Origin of the sequence: Leisingera aquimarina DSM 24565 (genome assembly GCF_000473165.1) — a bacterium.
In the GTDB taxonomy this organism is placed as follows: domain Bacteria; phylum Pseudomonadota; class Alphaproteobacteria; order Rhodobacterales; family Rhodobacteraceae; genus Leisingera; species Leisingera aquimarina.
This window is the reverse complement of the sequence record NZ_KI421504.1, coordinates 4,068,714-4,087,244: the sequence shown is the minus strand read 5'-3', so window position 1 is coordinate 4,087,244 and position 18,531 is coordinate 4,068,714. Positions and strand designations below refer to the sequence as shown.

General features: G+C 63.3%; 18 protein-coding genes and 1 pseudogene. 15 read left to right on the top strand and 4 right to left on the bottom strand.

What is annotated here, in order from left to right; translation table 11 throughout:
* Nucleotides 1-137: 137 nt before the first annotated feature.
* Nucleotides 138-791 (bottom strand): fructose-6-phosphate aldolase, encoded by a 654-nt coding sequence (gene fsa / locus AQUI_RS0124575; RefSeq protein WP_027259899.1) that lies wholly within the window; start codon nucleotides 789-791, stop codon nucleotides 138-140.
* Between the two features lie 81 nt (nucleotides 792-872).
* On the opposite strand from fsa, the gene AQUI_RS0124570 reads away from it, so the two are divergent.
* Complete coding sequence (locus AQUI_RS0124570; protein WP_027259898.1) at nucleotides 873-3,068, top strand: primosomal protein N'; 2,196 nt, start codon at nucleotides 873-875, stop codon at nucleotides 3,066-3,068.
* Between the two features lie 453 nt (nucleotides 3,069-3,521).
* On the opposite strand, the pseudogene AQUI_RS31605 reads toward AQUI_RS0124570, so the two are convergent.
* A pseudogene (locus AQUI_RS31605) lies at nucleotides 3,522-4,648 on the bottom strand (IS3 family transposase); the annotation flags it as partial.
* A 330-nt stretch (nucleotides 4,649-4,978) separates the two neighbouring features.
* On the opposite strand from AQUI_RS31605, the gene AQUI_RS31370 reads away from it, so the two are divergent.
* Entirely contained in the window at nucleotides 4,979-5,137 is a 159-nt protein-coding gene (locus AQUI_RS31370; RefSeq protein WP_169730826.1) for a hypothetical protein, read from the top strand.
* Nucleotides 5,138-5,745: 608 nt separating this feature from the next.
* Here the strand turns inward: AQUI_RS31370 and AQUI_RS0124545 are convergent.
* Nucleotides 5,746-6,807: a YeeE/YedE family protein gene (locus tag AQUI_RS0124545; RefSeq protein WP_035920192.1), complete on the bottom strand. Its 1,062-nt coding sequence runs from the start codon at nucleotides 6,805-6,807 to the stop codon at nucleotides 5,746-5,748.
* A gap of 165 nt (nucleotides 6,808-6,972) precedes the next feature.
* Here AQUI_RS0124545 and AQUI_RS0124535 point away from each other — a divergent pair, with 165 nt between their 5' ends.
* From AQUI_RS0124535 to AQUI_RS0124525, 3 genes are all read left to right on the top strand, one after another.
* Nucleotides 6,973-8,208: an MFS transporter gene (locus AQUI_RS0124535; protein ID WP_027259895.1), complete on the top strand. Its 1,236-nt coding sequence runs from the start codon at nucleotides 6,973-6,975 to the stop codon at nucleotides 8,206-8,208.
* 136 nt (nucleotides 8,209-8,344) lie between these two features.
* Nucleotides 8,345-9,217 carry a 50S ribosomal protein L11 methyltransferase gene (locus AQUI_RS0124530; protein WP_027259894.1) on the top strand — a complete coding sequence of 291 codons (873 nt, stop codon included), beginning with the start codon at nucleotides 8,345-8,347 and terminating at the stop codon, nucleotides 9,215-9,217.
* Nucleotides 9,218-9,320: 103 nt separating this feature from the next.
* Nucleotides 9,321-9,665: a hypothetical protein gene (locus tag AQUI_RS0124525; protein WP_027259893.1), complete on the top strand. Its 345-nt coding sequence runs from the start codon at nucleotides 9,321-9,323 to the stop codon at nucleotides 9,663-9,665.
* A 170-nt stretch (nucleotides 9,666-9,835) separates the two neighbouring features.
* On the opposite strand, the gene AQUI_RS0124520 is transcribed toward AQUI_RS0124525, so the two are convergent.
* Nucleotides 9,836-10,054: a DUF1127 domain-containing protein gene (locus AQUI_RS0124520; protein WP_027259892.1), complete on the bottom strand. Its 219-nt coding sequence runs from the start codon at nucleotides 10,052-10,054 to the stop codon at nucleotides 9,836-9,838.
* Between the two features lie 326 nt (nucleotides 10,055-10,380).
* On the opposite strand from AQUI_RS0124520, the gene ruvC reads away from it, so the two are divergent.
* The 10 genes from ruvC to tolB all read left to right on the top strand — a co-directional run bounded on the left by ruvC (nucleotide 10,381) and on the right by tolB (nucleotide 18,503).
* Complete coding sequence (ruvC, locus tag AQUI_RS0124515) at nucleotides 10,381-10,878, top strand: crossover junction endodeoxyribonuclease RuvC (protein ID WP_027259891.1); 498 nt, start codon at nucleotides 10,381-10,383, stop codon at nucleotides 10,876-10,878.
* A gap of 13 nt (nucleotides 10,879-10,891) precedes the next feature.
* A complete protein-coding gene (ruvA, locus tag AQUI_RS0124510; RefSeq protein WP_027259890.1) occupies nucleotides 10,892-11,581 on the top strand; it encodes a Holliday junction branch migration protein RuvA in 690 nt (229 codons plus the stop codon).
* Between the two features lie 106 nt (nucleotides 11,582-11,687).
* Nucleotides 11,688-12,719, top strand: a complete 1,032-nt coding sequence (gene ruvB / locus AQUI_RS0124505; protein WP_027259889.1) for a Holliday junction branch migration DNA helicase RuvB — start codon at nucleotides 11,688-11,690, stop codon at nucleotides 12,717-12,719.
* 361 nt (nucleotides 12,720-13,080) lie between these two features.
* Nucleotides 13,081-13,749 (top strand): hypothetical protein, encoded by a 669-nt coding sequence (locus AQUI_RS0124500; protein WP_027259888.1) that lies wholly within the window; start codon nucleotides 13,081-13,083, stop codon nucleotides 13,747-13,749.
* Complete coding sequence (gene thpR, locus AQUI_RS0124495) at nucleotides 13,749-14,291, top strand: RNA 2',3'-cyclic phosphodiesterase (RefSeq protein WP_051371975.1); 543 nt, start codon at nucleotides 13,749-13,751, stop codon at nucleotides 14,289-14,291. The genes AQUI_RS0124500 and thpR overlap by 1 nt, the downstream gene beginning before the upstream one ends.
* A gap of 61 nt (nucleotides 14,292-14,352) precedes the next feature.
* Nucleotides 14,353-14,736, top strand: coding sequence for a tol-pal system-associated acyl-CoA thioesterase (gene ybgC, locus AQUI_RS0124490; protein WP_027259886.1), 384 nt, complete (start codon nucleotides 14,353-14,355; stop codon nucleotides 14,734-14,736).
* Nucleotides 14,737-14,841: 105 nt separating this feature from the next.
* Nucleotides 14,842-15,537 carry a protein TolQ gene (tolQ, locus tag AQUI_RS0124485; RefSeq protein ID WP_027259885.1) on the top strand — a complete coding sequence of 232 codons (696 nt, stop codon included), beginning with the start codon at nucleotides 14,842-14,844 and terminating at the stop codon, nucleotides 15,535-15,537.
* Between the two features lie 3 nt (nucleotides 15,538-15,540).
* Entirely contained in the window at nucleotides 15,541-16,032 is a 492-nt protein-coding gene (gene tolR, locus AQUI_RS0124480; protein ID WP_027259884.1) for a protein TolR, read from the top strand.
* A 15-nt stretch (nucleotides 16,033-16,047) separates the two neighbouring features.
* Nucleotides 16,048-17,181, top strand: a complete 1,134-nt coding sequence (locus AQUI_RS0124475) for a hypothetical protein (RefSeq protein WP_027259883.1) — start codon at nucleotides 16,048-16,050, stop codon at nucleotides 17,179-17,181.
* Nucleotides 17,178-18,503 carry a Tol-Pal system beta propeller repeat protein TolB gene (gene tolB, locus AQUI_RS0124470; protein ID WP_027259882.1) on the top strand — a complete coding sequence of 442 codons (1,326 nt, stop codon included), beginning with the start codon at nucleotides 17,178-17,180 and terminating at the stop codon, nucleotides 18,501-18,503. The genes AQUI_RS0124475 and tolB overlap by 4 nt, the downstream gene beginning before the upstream one ends.
* Nucleotides 18,504-18,531: the final 28 nt, after the last annotated feature.

Here is an 18,531-nt window from a genome sequence, read left to right as displayed (position 1 = left end):
CACCACAAGAAATGGCCGCGATGAAACTCATCGCGGCCACTCTTTGCCAAGGCGGCCCTCTATGATGCGTGTCCCACCAAGCGGAATGCGTCATCGATCAGGGGCACCTTTCACTGTCCTGGATCCGCTAAGCGGGATCAGAGGATCTTGATCTCTGCCGCCTTGATATCGGCGAGGAACGCATCCAGGCCTTTGTCGGTCAGCGGGTGGTTCACCATCGATTTGATCACGGCCGGCGGCGCGGTGATCACATCGGCGCCGATGCGGGCCGACTCCAGCACGTGGTTCACCGAACGGATCGAGGCGGCCAGGATCTGGGTTTCAAAGCCATAGTTGTCATAGATGGTGCGGATGTCCTCGATCACCTCCATGCCGTCCAGGTTGATATCATCCAGACGCCCGATAAAGGGCGAGATGAAGGTGGCGCCTGCCTTGGCCGCCAGCAGCGCCTGGTTGGCCGAAAAGCACAGGGTGACGTTCACCATTTGGCCATCGTCGGACAAGGTTTTACAGGCTTTCAGCCCGTCCCAGGTCAACGGCACTTTCACCGCGATGTTCTCGGCGATCTCCACCAGCTTGCGGCCTTCGGCGATCATGGTTTCCGCGTCCGTGGCGGTGACTTCCGCCGACACCGGGCCGTCGACGAGATCGCAGATTTCCTTGGTTACTTCGATAATGTCGCGGCCGGATTTCTTGATCAGCGACGGGTTGGTGGTGACACCGTCCACCATGCCCAGATCGTTCAGCTCGGCAATCGCGTCGATCTCGGCGGTATCTACGAAGAATTTCATGGGGCAGTCCTTTGGATGGGTTGGCCTCGGTCGCCACAGCCTTTACCTCATGGGATTACGGGCGGCAACATGGGCAGCAGCATGAGCGGGCAGGAGTTCTATCAGGCAGGCGAACGGGTCGGGGTTCTGACCACGCAACCCCTTGACCGGCTTCTGGATTACCGGGCGCCGGAAGGCGGCTGTTTCCTTGGCGCTTATGTCGAGGTGCCGCTGGGTCCGCGCAAGGTGCTGGGCGTGGTCTGGGGGCCGGGCGCCGGTGATTTCGATTCGGCCAAGCTGCGCGCTGTGATCCGGGTGCTGGACGTGGCCCCGATGCGCACCGAGATGCGCCAGTTTTTGGGCAAAGCGGCTGATTACACCTTGACGCCGATGCCCGCAATGCTGCGGCTGGCGACCCGCGCGCCGGGGCTCAGTGATCCGCCGTCGATGCGCAAGATTCTGCGCCAGGGCGAGGGCGTACCGGACCGGATGACCGAGGCCCGCACCCGGGTGCTGGAGGTGCTGGAGCAATATGGCGGCCTCGCCTTCACCCCGCGCGAGCTGGCGGATATGGCCGATGTGACGCCTTCGGTGGTGAAGGGGCTAGTGAAGCAGGGCGCCCTGCGCGAGGAGGAAGCGCCGCGTGACACGCCCTATCCGCATCTAGACCCTGAGCTGCCCGGCAAACAGCTGACCGAGGATCAGGCAAATGCCGCCACCGCCTTGGCCGAAGGCGTCCACAGCGGGTGCTACGGCACCACGCTGCTGAAGGGCGTTACCGGTTCCGGCAAGACCGAGGTCTATTTGGAAGCGGTCGCCGCCGCCTTGCGCGCCGGGCGGCAGGCGCTTGTTCTCTTGCCGGAGATCGCGCTGACAGCTGAGTTTCTCACCCGCGTTGAGGCCCGGTTCGGCGCCAAACCCGCTGAATGGCATTCTGGCGCGACGATGACCGAACGCCGCCGGGTGTGGAAAATGGTCGGGCAGGGGGCGGCGCAGCTGGTGATCGGCGCGCGTTCGGCCCTGTTCCTGCCGTTCCGCGACCTCGGCCTGATTATCGTCGATGAGGAACACGATACCTCCTACAAACAGGAAGACGGCGTTCTGTACAATGCCCGCGACATGGCGGTGCTGCGGGCGGCGATGTGCTCGGCGCAGGTGGTGCTGGCCTCCGCCACACCCAGCCTGGAAAGCTGGGTCAACGCTGAGGCGGGCAAATACAAACGTCTGGATCTGACGGCTCGCTTTGGTGCCGCGGTGCTGCCGGAGATGCGCAGCGTCGATATGCGGTCAGAGGAACTGCTGCCCTCTACTTGGATCTCGCCAACGCTGAAGCAGGCGATGAAACTCAGGATGGAGCGGGGCGAGCAGTCGCTCTTGTTCCTGAACCGCCGTGGCTTTGCGCCAGTCACCATCTGCCGCGCCTGCGGCGCCCAGGTGGCTTGCGATCATTGCGACGCGCGGATGGTCGAACACCGCTTCATGAAGCGGCTGATGTGCCACCAATGCGGTGAGACCAAGCCGGTGCCCGAGGCCTGCCCGTCCTGCGAGGTGGAGGGCAAGATGGCGCCTGTCGGTCCTGGCATTGAACGGCTGGCGGAGGAAGCCTCCGCCCTGTTCCCCGAGGCCCGGATAGCGGTTCTCAGCTCCGACCTCTTCGGCTCCGCCCGCGCCCTGAAGAGCCGGATCGAGGAAATTGCGAAAGGGGAGGCCGACATCATCCTCGGCACCCAGCTGGTGGCCAAGGGGCACAACTTTCCGCTGCTGACGCTGGTGGGGGTGATCGACGCCGACCTTGGTTTGCAGGGCTCCGACCTGCGCGCGGCGGAGAGGACGTTTCAGCTGATGCGGCAGGTGGCAGGCCGGGCGGGGCGTGCCGAACGGCCGGGCAAGGCCTTGATGCAGACTTTTCAGCCGGAACATCCGGTGATCCGGGCGATTCTGTCGGGGGACGAGGAGAGCTTCTGGAAAGCCGAGGCTGCTGAGCGCCAGGCCGCAGGCGTGCCGCCTTATGGGCGGATGGCGGGCATCATTCTGTCGGGGCCGGACTTGGCAGCAGTCTTTGATCTGGGCAATGCGATGGCCCGCAATGACGGCCCGCTGCGCCGGGTTGGCGCCCAGCTGTTCGGCCCGGCGCCCGCACCGATTGCCCGCGTTCGGGGCCGCCACCGGGTGCGGCTGCTGATCAAGGCGGCAAAGGGCGTGCCGCTGCAGGACGCCATCGCCCGCTGGACCGCGCCCCTGCGGCTGAAAGGCGACTTGCGGCTGAGCATTGATATTGATCCTCAGAGTTTCTTTTGATGAAGGGATGAAGGGGGCTCTGCCCCGGCCTGCGGCTTCCCCCGGGATATTTGGGGCCAGATGAAGAGCGGGTCCTTTATTCATCTGGCCCCAAATATCTACCGTGCTGCTTCGGTCAATACATTGCACACCTTGAGCCTGGGCAAGGAGCGTGAAGACCTCAGATATCGGAACGCTCTTTGGTTCAGATGATTTCTGTAGAGCTGTCGTTCGTCTCTTGCGCGGAGAATGCCGACGAAGAGCCCAACCCGGACTTAGCGACTTCTCGCTGCGCGCTCTAGGGTCAGGATTCATAACCAGTAGATTACTAGAGCTGCGAGGACGATGGCTGACAGGAAGACCTATGTATGATCTACTTCCCAATCGCTGGACAGTTTCCGGCGTAGATTGAGCTACTCTCTGCCCCTGCTGACCGGGTTGGGTTTCGTCTTTTCTCAGCCAATGGACCACGGCTGGCGGTCTGCCGCCAAGGGCGGAATGCGGGCGCTTCCGATTGTAGAATCCCACCCACTTTCCGACGCCCGCCCTTGCCTCAGATCCGGTTTCCCAAGCCTGCAGGTAGACGCATTCGTATTTCAGGGTGCGCCACAGCCTCTCGATGAAGATGTTGTCGAGGAACCGGCCTTTTCCATCCATCGAGATGCGCACGCCAGCTCTGCGCAGCCGGTCCGTCCAGGCGAAGGAGGTGAATTGCGAGCCCTGATCGGTGTTCATGATGCCGGGCGGGCCGAAGCGGTGGATTGCCTCGTTCAGCGCCTCGACGCAGAAGCCGGCTTCCAGCGTATTCGAGATGCGCCAGGCCAGCACCTTGCGCGTGTGCCAGTCAAGGACCGCCACCAAATACAGGAACCCCTTGCGCATCCATTGCCCGGCAGGCGATTGCGAAGCAATCTGCCGAGAGGGGCAGGTAGGTGATGTCGGCCGCCCAGACTTGGTTTGGGCGGGTCACGCTCAGACCGCGCAACAGATAGGGGTATGTCTTGCGTCCCTTTGCCGCCTTGCTGGTGTTGGGCTTCTGATAGATCGGCATCAAGCCCATGAGGCGCATCAACCGTCTGATCCGCTTCTCATTCACCAGATGGCCCTCGTTCCGCAGATGCCACGTCATCTGCCGGACACCGAAGAACGGCGTTTCCAGAAACCGCTCGTCGATCAGACGCATTAGCGCCAGGTTCAGCGCCGTCTCGCCCTTGGGCGTGTAATAGAACGACGACCGCAGGATCGACAGCAGCCTGCATTGCTTGCCGATAGACAGCTCAGAATTGGCAGGTTCGACCATCTTGCGCCTCACTTGCCGATCCACGGCTTGCGCTTTCGTGGCAAAAAATCGTTGGCAACTGCCAGCTCCCCGATCTTGGCGTGCAGTTCTCTACACTGCTCTTCTTCGATCTCCGGGCCTTTCTTGCTGCCACGCTCGAACACACCGGATGCCCCTCCAGTAGCGCCCGCTTCCAGCTGTGGATCATCGTTGGGTGACCGCCAAACTGGCTTGCCAGCTCAGCGACAGTCCGTTCGCCTTTCAAAGCCTCAAGCGCGACCTTGGCCTTGAACTCAGGCGAATGGTGCTTCCGTTTCGACATCTCTGATCTCCTCTTCGTCGAAGATCAGCAGACAGCAAATCGTAGCTCACGTCAGTGTCCGAAACTCGGGGGAGGGTAGCTCACATGCCTGTGCCCCCGCAGGGTGCTGGAATCCCGTGCAAAGGGCGCAGGCCCAACGATGGATGCAGCCTCTCCCTTCGTCAGGTCGCCCAGTTCCGGCACATACGCCAGACAGGCCGCCGCTGTCTTCGGCCCGATCCCCTTGATGGATTGCATCAGCCTGGATTTGTGCCGGGATGCCGGCGTTGCGGCAATGAGGTCTTTAATCCGTTTGCCCAGGTCATCCATTTCGCGCGACCTGGACCGGACATGACACTGCAGAGAAAGGCGTATTGCTCTGATTTTGGCATGCTCCAAGCGGTTTTGTTCTACCCTGGCAATCTTCGCGAGGTCATCCCGGCGGCGGCGCAGCGCGCGCAATTCCTCGGCTTCCGGGTCAACGGGTTTCCAGAGCCGCACCCCGTCTGATTTCTGAGCAAGCAACGCAAGCATCCAAGCATCTGTTTTGGACGCAAGTCCAAGATATCATGCGAAGTTGCGGGTTCGGGCGCCATGTGACCGATACGGGGGCAACCCGGCATCCGCGCAACGCGAAAGCACATGCCGTTCATAGCCGCCGGATGCCTCGCAGATGGCGAAAGATGCTTCCAGCTTGCCGGCTTGCCGCGGCAGTTTCCTGATTGCGGCAGGAGTGTTGTTAATCATCACTTGCCGGTCATCCGGCGGGGCATGCACCGTCAAACTGGCTTTAGAGGCTTCAAATGCGATGATACGCTCTGGTGCGGGTGGGATGCCTTGTCCATATGGGTATCCTGTTCCTCGATTATGTTCGGCTGCGAAGACCCTTCTACCCTTCTACCCTTCCACCGTTCGGATGGGCGGCTATATGGTGTGGCGGGTGGCAAGATATTTGACCGCCGTAAGCTATCCGCTCAGGTCATCGGAGCGCCCGCCACCGCTGCCCCGGTCGGCCAACTGGAGCAGCGACCGCCCCAGCTTCCTTGCACGGGAAAATTGGGGCAATAGCAAACACATAACCCCGGAGCGCGAGGCAGAGCCTCGCATGAGACATTGGCTCAGGCCGCTGCGGGTTCAGCTGGAGCGCGGGTCAGGATGCTGGTGGCCATGGCGCCGGTCCACATGCAGAACAGCGCCGCCCAGGCAGTGCCAACAAAGATCGAGCCGCCAGTAACCCCGGCGCCAATGGCGCAGCCGCCGGCCAGCATGCCGCCAAAGCCCATCAGCGCGGCGCCGGTCATTGCCTTGCGCATGGTGGCGGCATCGTCGAATGCCTGCAGCCTCATCTCTCCGGCCAGCGTCGCGGCCAGCATCGCGCCGATGAACACGCCGGGCACCAGGCCGATGTCGAACTCCAGCACCGCATCGCGGTCCAGGAAATACATCAGGGTATGCGCAGAAGGCCCGGTGAAGGTGGCGCTTTCAATTTGCACCGGGTCAAAGGCCACCTGGCTGAGCGCATAGGTCAGCACCCATCCCAGAGCCACCGCAAAGCCAACGCCGGAGGCAAAGACCAGCCGCGCAGCACCAATGCGGTTGCAGCGTGCCAGCACCAGCGCCAGGGCCGCCGTAACCGCTCCCAGGATCAGCCCGCCCGCTTGCGTCAGGCCTAGGGCGGCCAGCAAATCCAGGTTGCGCCCGCCGTCGGTGATCCAAAGCCTGGCCAGCCAGTCCCGTGCGGGCGACAACAGGCCGGAGAGGCTCATCTGCGCCACCACGGCAAAGATCAGCCCGGACACCACCGACCGCAGGTTTCCTGTGGCGGCCAGCACCAAGAGCCGCCCGGAACAGCCGCGCGCCAGTACCATGCCGCAGCCGAACATCAGCCCGCCGAGAGTAGCACCGGACCAACTGCCGGGCACTGCCATCATCCGGGCATCGGCGCTCTCCATCAGACCCGCGAGCTGTGCCGCCTGCACCCAGACAACCGCGGTGGAGAAGGTCAGCAGCCAGACCGCGACCTTGTCCCCCAGCCGGCCGGAGGCGAACTCCACCGTGGCAGCCCGCAGGCAAAAGCGGGACCGCTGCGCCGCCACCCCGAACAGGATGCCGGTCACCAGGCCCAGCAGCGCCGCTGCCGGGGCTTCGCCAATACGTTCAACCAGGGGAACCAGATCCATCACGCATCTCCAAATTCGCTAAGTTGCATATGTGATGGCGGGAGAGTCTGTCTTGATGCAGATCAGAAACCGCCAGGCCGTCGGCTTCTGCGCGCTGATGCGAGGGTCCATGTGCAAGCGCTCTTTGCGCTCGCCAAACCCGCTGCACAGGCGTAGATGCTGAATATGTTCAAACCCATGCCCCTACTTGAGGCGCAAGGCCTCCCGTTCTGGCGCCGTCCCACGGTGCTGCTGTTTGTGATGGCGCTGGCGATGCCGATCGCCTTCAACGCCTGGAGCGCGCTGCTCAACAACTTTGTGATCGAGGCGGCGCAATTCGACGGCGCCGACATCGGCCTGCTGCATACGGTGCGGGAAATTCCCGGTTTCCTGGCGGTAGGCGTGATTGCGGTGATCCTGTTTGTGCGGGAGCAGGTGCTGGGGCTGATCTCGCTCATCCTGCTGGGGATGGCCACGGCTGTCACCGCCTGGTTCCCGTCGCTGGGCGGCCTGCTGATGGTGACGCTGCTCAGCTCGATCGGGTTTCACTACTATGAGACGGTGAACCAGTCGCTGCAGCTGCAGTGGCTGTCCAAGGAGAAAGCGCCGCAGACGCTGGGCTGGCTGGTGGCGGCGGGGTCAGCGGCGACGCTGGTGGTCTATGGCCTCATTGTGCTGACCTGGGACCGGTTTGATCTGGCCTATAACACCGTCTTTCTGGCTGCAGGCGGAGCGACGGCGCTGATTGCCCTTTTTGCGCTGTTTGCCTATCCGCAGTTCGATGCGCCGCATCCGCAGACCAAGAAGCTGATCCTGCGCAGACGTTACTGGCTGTACTACGCGCTGCAATTCATGGCCGGTGCACGGCGGCAGATCTTTGTGGTTTTTGCCGGTTTCATGATGGTCGAGAAGTTCGGTTTTGACGTGCATGAGCTGACCGGGCTTTATCTGATCAACCTGGTGATCAACATGATAGCAGCGCCAATGCTGGGCAAAGCCGTGGCCATGTTCGGCGAGCGCCGCACGCTGATCCTGGAATACACCGGACTGGCGATTGTCTTTGCGGCCTATGGCGGGATCTACTGGTTCGGCTGGGGCGTGGCGGTTGCGGCGGTGCTCTACGTGATCGACCATGTGCTGTTTGCTCTGGCGCTGGCGCTGAAAACCTATTTCCAGAAAATCGCCGATCCGGGCGATATTGCACCGACGGCGGCAGTGGCCTTTACCATTAACCATATTGCAGCGGTGTTTCTGCCGGTGCTGCTGGGTCTATTGTGGGTCTTTTCGCCCGGAATGGTGTTTGTCCTGGCGGCGGCTATGGCGCTGGTGTCGCTGTGCCTGTCGCTGCTGATCCCGCGACATCCTGAACCTGGGAACGAGACCATCTTCAGCAAATACGCAAGCCCGGCGCCGGCCGAGTAACCCGGCAGCCCCTTCGGGGCGAGCGCCCGCGCACAGTGTGAGCGCGGGCGCTGCCTGGCCGTGAGGCCAGGCGCTGGCGCTTGACGCGGGCGGCGCGGCGGCCTAGGCGCTTGCCAACAGTTTCAGGAGAGACGCCATGCCCACATTCACCGCCCTCACCACGCTCACCGGAAAAACCCAGGCCGAAGCGCTGGGCGAGGCAATGGAGCGTTTGAACCCGGAACCCAGCGGCGTGGGCGTCTTCGAGATGGAGGACGGCTCGGGCCTGTGGGAAGTCGGAGGCTACTTTACGGATGCTCCTGATGCAGCCGGCCTTGCCCTGCTGGCCTCGATGCATGACGCCAAGCCTTTTGTTGTCTCGGAACTGCCGGAAACCGATTGGGTCGCCCATGTGCGCCGCGAACTGGCACCGGTCGAAGCGGGCCGCTTCTTTGTTTACGGCTCGCACGATGCTGACAAATTGCCTGCAGACCGCATCCCGCTGCTGATCGAAGCGGCGATGGCATTCGGCACCGGCCACCACGGCACCACCCTGGGCTGCCTCAAGGCGCTGGATCACCTGCTGGACCAAGGCTTTCGTGGCGAAAAAGTGGCCGATATCGGCTGCGGCACTGCGGTGCTGGCAATGGCGGCAGCGCGGGTCTGGGACGGCACCATTCTGGCCAGTGACATCGACCAGGTGGCGGTCGAAGTGGCCGAAGCAAATCTTAAGGCCAATAGCATGGAGGGGCAGGTTGCCTGTGTGGAAGCCGCCGGTTTTGATCACCCGGATCTGCAGGCGCAGGCGCCATTTGACCTTATTTTCGCTAATATTTTGAAGGGGCCTCTGGTGGCTTTGGCTCCGGATGTTGCCGCGAATCTGCGCACCGGCGGCTATGCGATTCTCTCCGGAATCCTGAACGAACAGGCCGAGGACGTGGTCAGCGTTTATACACAGAACGGCATCAATCCCGAGCGCCGGGATGAAATTGGTGAATGGACAACGTTACTTCTGCGTAAAGCGGCGTAATTAAAACAACTTTGCGGCGAATTTTAGAGGCTTGCCGCATTTTCGCCCCAATTCGAGCCAAAGATGGGCCATCCGCTGGTGGGGGCCAGTTCGGAGGCTCGTAATGGGCGAATATCGTGATCAGTTCCAGGCGCGTTTGAAGCACATCAACCGCAAACATGAAGCCCTGTCTGCGGGCTATTCCGCAAAGCTGCGGCCGGACGGGCTGCTGGTGGTGAAGCCGCACAGGCTGCAGTCCCGGGTTTCGGGGCGCTCCATTGTTTTCTTTGTTGCGGCGTTCCTGCTGTTCAAGGGCTTCCTGATGGCCGCGCTTGGCTTTGGCAGCTATGACGAGCGGGTGCAGACCCTGGCCGGCGGCAGCGGCATTGAACGCGCGGGCGCCTTCCTGATGCAGGCTGACCCGGTGTCGGTTTTCCTGGCTCAGAAAATCGGACCCGTTCTGCGCTGACGCTTTAGCAGGGCAGGGTGTAAAAGGCCGTTGGCAGGGGGAGCCGGCGGCCTTTTTCTATGGCGCGGTGCTTCGGCGCCATCCAGCAACAAAAAACGCCGCGGCCTTGTAAGGTCCGCGGCGTTTCCCTAGTCGCCCCGAGGGAGGAGGCAGGGCGTTAAAAGGGGGTCTCAGTAAACAGTTTTGCCGGCGGCAACGGTCTCGATGTCGCCGCGCGACATGCCGATGTCGGCCAGCTCGCGGTCGGTCAGGCCCGACAGTGCGTTGCGGGTTGCGCGGGCATCATTCCAGGCAGCAAACATGCCGGTTGCGGTTGCAACCAGCGCGCCGAAGCGGCCAAACAGGCCGGTGGAACCATAGGTGGTGCGGGTGGTGTCAAATGCGGCCATATCCGTGTCCTCTGATCTGGTGTTGGCTTTCGTCGCGTCGTTGCGATGGCGGGCATCTAGTGAGGAAAATCCGGCACGGCAAGGCCCGAAAATGCATGTGTCATATGCGCTGCGCGCATAGCTTTGCGCCTTATAAACAAGGGGAAAGCACTCGGTTGCCAAATTGCGGCAAAAGTGTCGGTGCAGCGTAGGCAACAGGTCGGTTTCAGACTTCAGACGGGCCGCTGAGCAAGTGCTGGATGTGTGAAAGCAATTGGACATGTTCGCGTTTTGTGCTAGCCGTGAGAAAAATAATACTGAACCAGCGGGCAGGGACCGGGCACATCATGCGGATTTTGGGAATTGATCCGGGGTTGCGGAACCTCGGATGGGGCGTGATCGAATCAAATGGCTCCCGGCTGAGCCACGTGGCCAACGGCGTCTGCACCTCCGATGGCGATGATTTGGGGGAGCGGCTGCTGTCGCTGCACAATCAGGTCACCGAGATTATCGAGGCCTATGCCCCGGACCAGGCCGCGATCGAACAGACCTTTGTGAACAAGGACGGTGCCGGCACCCTGAAGCTGGGCCAGGCGCGCGGCGTGGCGCTTTTGACGCTGGCCAAGGCCGGGCTGCCGGTGGGGGAATATGCGCCGAACCGGGTCAAGAAAACGGTGGTGGGAGTCGGCCACGCCGAGAAGGAACAGGTCATGCATATGGTCAAGCTGCAGCTGCCTGGATGCCTGCCTAAAAATGCCGATGCCGCCGATGCGCTGGCGATTGCGATCTGCCACGCCTATTACGGGGGCACGCAGCAGAAACAACTGAGGGAGAAACGCGCATGATCGGCAGGCTGGCATGATAGGCAAATTGACAGGCCGCCTCGACTACCGGTCGCAGGATCACGTGCTGATCGACGTGCGCGGTGTCGGTTACATCGTCTATTGCTCCGAGCGCACCATGGCGGTACTGCCGGGCACAGGCGAGGCGGTCGCGCTTTATACCGAGATGGTGGTGCGTGAAGACCTGATGCAGCTTTATGGTTTCACGTCATTGGTAGAGAAGGAATGGCACCGGCTGCTGACCTCGGTGCAGGGAGTCGGGGCCAAGGTCTCGCTGGCCATCCTCGGCGCGCTGGGGCCGGACGGGGTGAGCAGGGCGATCGCTTTGGGCGATTGGGCCTCGGTTAAGGCGGCCAAGGGCGTCGGCCCCAAGACCGCGCAGCGCATCGTGCTGGACCTCAAGGACAAGGCGCCGGGTGTGATGGCCATGGGAGGAGCTGTGGCGGATGCGATGGACGGCCCCGGGCTGGAGGTGCTCGAGGACGCCGGGCCGGCATCTGCGGCCAAGCCTGCCCGCAAGGCGCCGCCAAAGAAACCCACAGGCGCGGCTGCAGCTTCCGCGGGGGCGCTGTCGGCTTTGGGTAATCTCGGCTATGGTCCGTCAGATGCGGCGGCAGCGGTGGCAGAGGCGGCGGCGACCTATCCGGATGCGGATGAAGCAGAGCTGATCCGCGCCGCGCTGCGGTTGCTGGCGCCGAAGGGATGATCGGGATGGCGAACAATCATGAAGGGCAGCGCCCGCCGGTCAAACCGTGGGTTTGCCTTTGGCAAAACGGGGCGGGCCGCCGGAACTCTGCTGCGGGGTGGTCGAAATGATTGACGCCGATCCGGCCCTCCGCCCTGATCCTATGCCGGAAGACAGTTCAATTGACGGCGACCGTGCCCTGCGCCCGCAGGGCCTTGGCGAATTCATCGGGCAAGCCGAAGCCCGGGCCAACCTGAAGGTCTTTATTGAATCCGCCCGCCGCCGCGGCGAGGCGATGGACCACACGCTGTTCCACGGTCCGCCTGGCCTCGGCAAGACCACATTGGCCCAGATCATTGCCCGCGAGCTGGGGGTGAACTTCCGCATGACCTCCGGCCCGGTTCTGGCCAAAGCCGGAGATCTGGCAGCGATCCTTACTAACCTCGAAGCCAGCGACGTGCTGTTCATCGACGAAATCCACCGGTTGAACCCTGCAGTCGAGGAAGTGCTTTATCCGGCGATGGAGGATTTTGAGCTGGACCTGGTGATCGGCGAGGGGCCGGCCGCACGCACCGTGCGGATCGAGCTGCAGCCCTTTACTCTGGTCGGGGCCACCACCCGCATGGGTCTGCTGACCACCCCGCTGCGCGACCGCTTCGGCATTCCGACCCGCCTGCAGTTTTATACAATTGACGAGCTGTTCGAGATTGTCCGCCGCAATGCCCGCAAGCTGGGGGCACCTGCGGATGATGCAGGCGCCCGCGAGATCGCGCGGCGCGCCCGCGGCACCCCCAGGATCGCCGGGCGGCTCTTGCGCCGCGTTGTGGACTTTGCGGTTGTGGAGGGCGATGGCACGATCACCCGCGAACTGGCCGATGGAGCACTGACCCGCCTGGGAGTGGATCAGCTGGGGCTGGATGGCGCTGACCGGCGGTATCTGACTCTGGTGGCCGAGAATTACGGCGGCGGACCAGTGGGGATCGAGACCATCTCGGCCGCCTTGTCCGAAAGCCGTGACGCGCTGGAGGAAGTGATAGAGCCCTACCTCTTGCAGCAGGGCCTGATCCAGCGCACCCCGCGCGGACGGATGCTGGCGCAAAAGGCCTGGACCCATCTTGGCATGGCGCCGCCGCGCTCACGGAACGATTTGTTCGGGTAGATAGCGGACAATCTACTATAAGTGTGTCATCATTCCTGACGCAATGTTTCGCGCGCGAAACATTGCGTCAGGAATGATGACCTATACTGCGGGGGCGGAAGGCAGAGGCGATGCCTCTGTGATGCTCGGGCCGGACGCTGCGTTGCAGCGCGGCGTTGCCTCCGGCGGGGGTGTTTTTGACCAGAAAGAAGCCGGGCCGCATCCGCTTGACGCGATGCTGGATGCGCCGCGCAAGCGGCGCCCGGCCCAAGGTTGTTTCCGGCCCTCTGGCGCAGCCAGGGGGCCGGACAGGCGCGGGAGCCTTCCCCTTGCCGCCGCGCGGCACAGACGGCATAGACTAGGCAGGATCAAGGAGACGTATATGACCACCCAGCTGCCAGACCTGACGCCCGAACAGATCGAAGCCCTGTTCACCCGCCATGACGGCTCATACGCCTGTGCCCGCTGGGGCCGGCCGGTGGCGCCGATCGTCTTCGGGGTTCAGGACGAGACGCTGAAAACCGTAAAGGGCGCGTTGGAGGCGGTGATGATGCTGGCGGGCCATCAGATGGCCGAGACGGACCCTGAGCTGGGTTCGAACCTGATGTTCTTTTTCTTTCTGGACTGGGATGAGTTGCTGGAGGTGCCGGATCTGGACAGGCTGATCCCCGGGCTTGCGCCTTTGGTTGCCCGGCTGAAGGATGCGGAGGCCAACCAGTACCGCGCCTTCCGGTTTGATGATCAGGGCGGCATCAAGGCGGCGTTTGTGTTTCTGCGGATGCAGGGGGCGATGGCGCAGATGCCCGCCGAGACATTGGCGCTCACCCAAGCGGTGCAGGTGGTGCTGATGTGGGGCGATGCGGCCTTTGCCGAGGCCTCGCCGCTGGCGGTGCTGCCGGAGACCGGCGCCACCATTCTGCGGCCGGAGGTTGCGGGCGTGATTGCCGCAGCATACGACCGGATGATGCCGGTGGCGGCTGACGACAAGTCGCACGCCCTGCGTCTGTTCGCGCGGCTGCAGGCGCCGGCGGCGGAACCGCCGCAGTCCTGATGCGCGCCTTCGTGGGCCTGCCGCTGCCAGATGAGGCCTTGGAGACGCTTGAACACGTGCAGGAGGGGCTGACCGTGGGCCGGCATGTCCCCGCGGAAAACTTGCACCTGACGCTGGCTTTCTTGGATGACCAGCCTGAACCGGTGCTGCAGGCCCTGCATCAAATTCTGGCAGAGATCAGTGCTCCTCCGTTGCAGTTATCCTTTCGCGGGCTTGATACTCTTGGCGGCAAGCTGCCGCGAGTGTTGGCGGCGGAGGTGCAGAAGACACCGGAGCTGGGCCATTTGCGCGACCGTGTCCGCAGCGCCTGCCGGACTGCCGGGATCGAGTTGTCCCGCGAGCGATTCCGCCCGCATGTGACGCTGGCACGCTTTCCCAGGCATTTGGAGGCGGGGCAGGTGGAAAAGATTGCCCGTTTCCTGGCCGCGGCAGCGGGTTTCGGGCTGGGGTGGGAGGCGGACAGTTTTGCGCTGTTCCAGTCCACTTTGGCGCCGGAAGGCGCGCGCTATGACGTGCTGGCGGAGTACAGGCTGCAAGGGTGAACCGCTTGCAGCGGTTGGGCACCGCCCATAGGGTGCGCGAGCAAAAGCAGGAGCGCAGGTAATGAACCATCATTTCCCTGTCCGGGTCTATTACGAGGACACCGACATGGGCGGGATCGTCTATCACGCCAATTACCTGCGCTTCATCGAACGTGCGCGCAGCGACTGGGTGCGTGGCATCGGCGTTGATCAGAACGCCATGCGCGAGGCCGGGCTGATCTATGTGGTGCGCCGGATCGAGGCGGATTATCTGGCGCCCGCCAAATTCGACGAGGAACTGCTGGTCATAACCTCAGTGCACAATGTGACTCCGGCCCGGATGACCCTGATCCAGGAGGTGACCCGCGGCGGCCAGCCACTGTTCCGGGCCCAGGTCACCATTGTCTGCATCACCATAGGCGGCAAGCCTGCGCGGCTTCCGGCAGAGATTCGCGCATTGCGGTAACATTTGGCGCCGTGGCGGCTGTTTTAATGGCCTTTGACATTGAACTGGGCTAGCCTTTGGCCAAATAAGGCCGGAGAAACGGCCGGGAAATCGTAGAGCAGGCGAATGGAAGCAGAAACTCTGGCGCTGGCGCAGGAGATTGATTTCTCCATGTGGGGCCTTTTCGCGCGGGCCACCGTAACCGTGAAACTGGTGATGCTGATGCTGGTCGGGGCCTCGATCTGGTCTTGGGGCATCATCGTTCAGAAGATGATCAACTACCGTCTTGCCCGCAGGGAAGCCGATGCCTTTGACCGCGCCTTCTGGTCGGGCAATCCGCTGGATGCGCTGTTTGATCAGATCGGCGCAGAACCCCCTGGGCAGGCGGCCCGGATCTTTTCCGCAGGGATGACGGAATGGCGGCGCAGCCACCGCAGCGACGGCGGGCTGATCCCCGGCGCGCAGGCGCGCATCGACCGGTCGATGGATGTGGCCATCGCCAAAGAGACCGAGGGGCTGCAAAGCGGCTTGTCGATCCTGGCCACCGTCGGCTCTACTGCGCCCTTTGTGGGGCTGTTCGGCACCGTCTGGGGCATTATGACCGCCTTTATCGAGATTGCAGAGCAGCAGAACACCAACCTGGCCGTAGTGGCGCCGGGCATTGCCGAGGCGCTGATGGCGACCGGTCTGGGCCTGCTGGCGGCGATCCCGGCCGTGGTTTTCTACAACAAGCTGAGCGCGGACAGCGACCGTATCATCGGCGGCTATGAGGCCTTTGCCGATGAGTTTGCAACCATTCTTAGCCGTCAGTTGGATTCCTGAGTTATGGGCGCCGCTGTCCAGCAGCCGCAGGGAGGCGGCAACCGCCGCCGGGGCCGCCGCCGCGGACGCGGGCGGCCAATGTCGGAAATCAATGTCACGCCCTTTGTGGACGTGATGCTGGTGCTGCTGATCATCTTCATGGTGGCTGCACCGCTGATGACTGTCGGCGTGCCGGTGGAGCTGCCCAAGACCGCTGCGGGTGCATTGTCCGGTGATGAGGAAGAGCCGCTGACCGTCACTATGACCGCCGAGGGCGGGGTGGAAATCCAGACCACGCCGGTGGCGCGCGATGAACTGGTGCCCAAGCTGCGGGCAATTGCAGCCGAGCGCAACTCGGACAGGGTGTTCCTGCGCGCCGACGGGCGGATTGCCTATGCGGATGTGATGCAGGTGATGGGTGCGCTGAATGCAGGCGGGTTTTCCAATGTTGGGCTGGTGACGGACACCGGCGGACCGGCCCTGGACGGGCAGCCGTCTGAGGGCGCAGGGCAATAAGCGGGGACGCGGGCGGTGCAGACCGGAACCAGGATCTCTCTTGCCGGACACGGGCTGTTGATGGGATGGGTTGTCTTTGGCGCCTGGTTCCCGTCCGAACCCTTGCCGTCCCGTGTGCAGCAGGTCGCGCTGATTTCGGCAGAGCAGTTTGAAAAGCTCAGTCAGCAGCGTCAGGCGCCGCAAGTCGCGCCCGAACCTGCGCCGTTGGATGAACCTGCCGAAGTGCAGCCCGCGCCCGAGCCAGCACCGCAGCCGGATCCTGAGCCGGAAACCGTTCAGCCCGAACCGGTCGCGCCGGCGGCGCCGGATCCGCAGGTGACAAAGATCCCAGAGCCGCAGCCCGAGCCGGATGTGCCGGCTACTCCGCCTGCAGCGGTTGAGGCGCCGGAGATTGCGGCGCTGGTGCCGCAGCTGCGCCCTGAGACCGCGCCGCGCCCGGTGGACCGGGTCGCGCCTGAGCCTGTCGCGCCGCCTGAGCCGGACACCCGTGTGGATGACATCGCCCAGCCGGAAGTGTCGCCAGAAGAAGGTACGGAAACCGAGCAGGAGGCGCAGGAAGCGACCGCGCCTGAGGCTGCCAGCGACAGGATCGTGACCGAAGAGAATGAAGGCGAGGAGGTTGCAGCCTCTGCTGCGCCGGAAGTGTCTGTGCGGCCCAAAACACGGCCCGCGCGCCCGCAGCCGCAGCCGGAAGAGGCCGTGGAAGCGGCCCAGCCGGCAGAACAGGAGCAGCCGGAGACGGCGGATACGCCCTCCGCGGTGGAGGATGCTTTGGCAGAAGCCCTGGCAGGGGGGGCCGATGTCGAGGCGCGGGAACCTTCGGGGCCGCCGCTGACGCTGGGCGAAAAGGATGCCTTGCGCGTTGCGGTCTCGCAGTGCTGGAACGTGGGCTCGCTGTCGACTGATGCGTTGAACACCACGGTGGTGGTGGCGGTGTCGCTGGCACAGGATGGCAAGCCGGACAGCGGCAGCATCCGGATGCTGTCCAGCACCGGCGGCTCGTCGTCGGCGGCACAGCAGGCCTTTGGGGCCGCCCGGCGGGCAATAATCCGCTGCGGAGCCAAGGGGTTTCAGCTTCCCCCTGAAAAATACGCGCAATGGCGTGATATTGAGATGACATTCAATCCTGAAAGGATGCGGATCAAATGAGGAAAATTCTGGCAGCTCTGCTGATCGGGGCTTCGGCACTGGCCGGGGTGGGCGCCGTTGCGGCGCAGACCGGCCCGCTCCGCATCGAGATCGATCAGGGTGTGATTGAGCCATTGCCCTATGCGGTGCCGGATTTTGTGCCGGAGACCCCTTCGGCTGCTGAACATGCGGCGCAGATCGCGCGGGTGGTGGCGGCGGACCTCAGCGGCACCGGGCTATTCCGCGAAGTGCCCGCCAGCGCCCATATCTCCAAGGTGACCGGCTTTGACAATCCGGTGAAATACGCGGACTGGAAGGCGGTGAACGCGCAGGCGCTGATCACGGGCGCCGTCAGTGTCACCGGCAACCGGCTGACGGTGCGGTTCCGCGGCTATGACGTGTTTGCGGAAAAGGAGCTGGAAAGCGCGCTGCAATTTTCCGGCACCACTGGCGGATGGCGGCGGATGGCGCATAAGGTGGCTGATGCCATCTACAGCGAGATCACCGGCGAGAGCGGTTATTTCGACAGCCGGGTGGTTTATGTCTCTGAAAGCGGCCCCAAGAACGACCGCCGCAAGCGGCTAGCGATCATGGACTACGACGGCGCCAACGTGCAGTACCTGACCAACAGCGCCGCGCTTGTGCTGGCACCGCGGTTTTCGCCCACCGGCGACCGGGTGCTTTACACCAGCTATGAAAGCGGTTTTCCGCAGATTCATGTGCTGGACGTCGGCCAGGTGCAGCGCAAGATTCTGTCTAGCGGCGATGGCATCATGAGCTTTGCGCCGCGGTTTGCCCCGGACGGGCGCACGGTGGTCTATTCGCAGACCCAGGGCGGCAATACGGACCTGTTCTCGATGGATATCGGGACCGGAGCCAAGACCCGGCTGACCTCGGCGCCCTCGATCGAGACCGCGCCATCGTTTTCGCCTGACGGGTCACAGGTTGTCTTTGAAAGCGACCGCTCGGGCAGCCAGCAGCTATATGTGATGCCCGCCAGCGGCGGCGAGGCGCGCCGGATCAGTTTCGGCCAGGGGCGCTATGGCACCCCGGTGTGGTCGCCGCGCGGTGATATGATTGCCTTTACCAAACAGAACAAGGGCCGGTTCCATATCGGTGTTATGCGCACCGACGGCAGTGAAGAACGTTTGCTGACGGCTTCGTTCCTGGATGAGGGGCCGACCTGGGCGCCAAATGGCCGGGTGATCATGTTCACCCGTGAAAGCCAGGGCAGCACCGGGCGGGCGCTGCTCTATTCGGTGGACATCACGGGGCGCAATCTGAAGCCGGTGAGGACGCCGGACGGGGCCTCGGACCCGGCCTGGTCGCCGTTGCAAAGGTAAAAGGGCCGTTAAGGCGGGGATACCCGCA

What these genes read in the sequence shown, in the direction of transcription:
- fsa (WP_027259899.1), bottom strand. Translation starts at nt 791, where the DNA reads ATGAAATTCTTCGTAGATACCGCCGAGATCGACGCGATTGCCGAGCTG.
- AQUI_RS0124570 (WP_027259898.1), top strand. Translation starts at nt 873, where the DNA reads ATGAGCGGGCAGGAGTTCTATCAGGCAGGCGAACGGGTCGGGGTTCTG.
- AQUI_RS31370 (WP_169730826.1), top strand. Translation starts at nt 4,979, where the DNA reads ATGACACTGCAGAGAAAGGCGTATTGCTCTGATTTTGGCATGCTCCAA.
- AQUI_RS0124545 (WP_035920192.1), bottom strand. Translation starts at nt 6,807, where the DNA reads ATGGATCTGGTTCCCCTGGTTGAACGTATTGGCGAAGCCCCGGCAGCG.
- AQUI_RS0124535 (WP_027259895.1), top strand. Translation starts at nt 6,973, where the DNA reads ATGTTCAAACCCATGCCCCTACTTGAGGCGCAAGGCCTCCCGTTCTGG.
- AQUI_RS0124530 (WP_027259894.1), top strand. Translation starts at nt 8,345, where the DNA reads ATGCCCACATTCACCGCCCTCACCACGCTCACCGGAAAAACCCAGGCC.
- AQUI_RS0124525 (WP_027259893.1), top strand. Translation starts at nt 9,321, where the DNA reads ATGGGCGAATATCGTGATCAGTTCCAGGCGCGTTTGAAGCACATCAAC.
- AQUI_RS0124520 (WP_027259892.1), bottom strand. Translation starts at nt 10,054, where the DNA reads ATGGCCGCATTTGACACCACCCGCACCACCTATGGTTCCACCGGCCTG.
- ruvC (WP_027259891.1), top strand. Translation starts at nt 10,381, where the DNA reads ATGCGGATTTTGGGAATTGATCCGGGGTTGCGGAACCTCGGATGGGGC.
- ruvA (WP_027259890.1), top strand. Translation starts at nt 10,892, where the DNA reads ATGATAGGCAAATTGACAGGCCGCCTCGACTACCGGTCGCAGGATCAC.
- ruvB (WP_027259889.1), top strand. Translation starts at nt 11,688, where the DNA reads ATGATTGACGCCGATCCGGCCCTCCGCCCTGATCCTATGCCGGAAGAC.
- AQUI_RS0124500 (WP_027259888.1), top strand. Translation starts at nt 13,081, where the DNA reads ATGACCACCCAGCTGCCAGACCTGACGCCCGAACAGATCGAAGCCCTG.
- thpR (WP_051371975.1), top strand. Translation starts at nt 13,749, where the DNA reads ATGCGCGCCTTCGTGGGCCTGCCGCTGCCAGATGAGGCCTTGGAGACG.
- ybgC (WP_027259886.1), top strand. Translation starts at nt 14,353, where the DNA reads ATGAACCATCATTTCCCTGTCCGGGTCTATTACGAGGACACCGACATG.
- tolQ (WP_027259885.1), top strand. Translation starts at nt 14,842, where the DNA reads ATGGAAGCAGAAACTCTGGCGCTGGCGCAGGAGATTGATTTCTCCATG.
- tolR (WP_027259884.1), top strand. Translation starts at nt 15,541, where the DNA reads ATGGGCGCCGCTGTCCAGCAGCCGCAGGGAGGCGGCAACCGCCGCCGG.
- tolB (WP_027259882.1), top strand. Translation starts at nt 17,178, where the DNA reads ATGAGGAAAATTCTGGCAGCTCTGCTGATCGGGGCTTCGGCACTGGCC.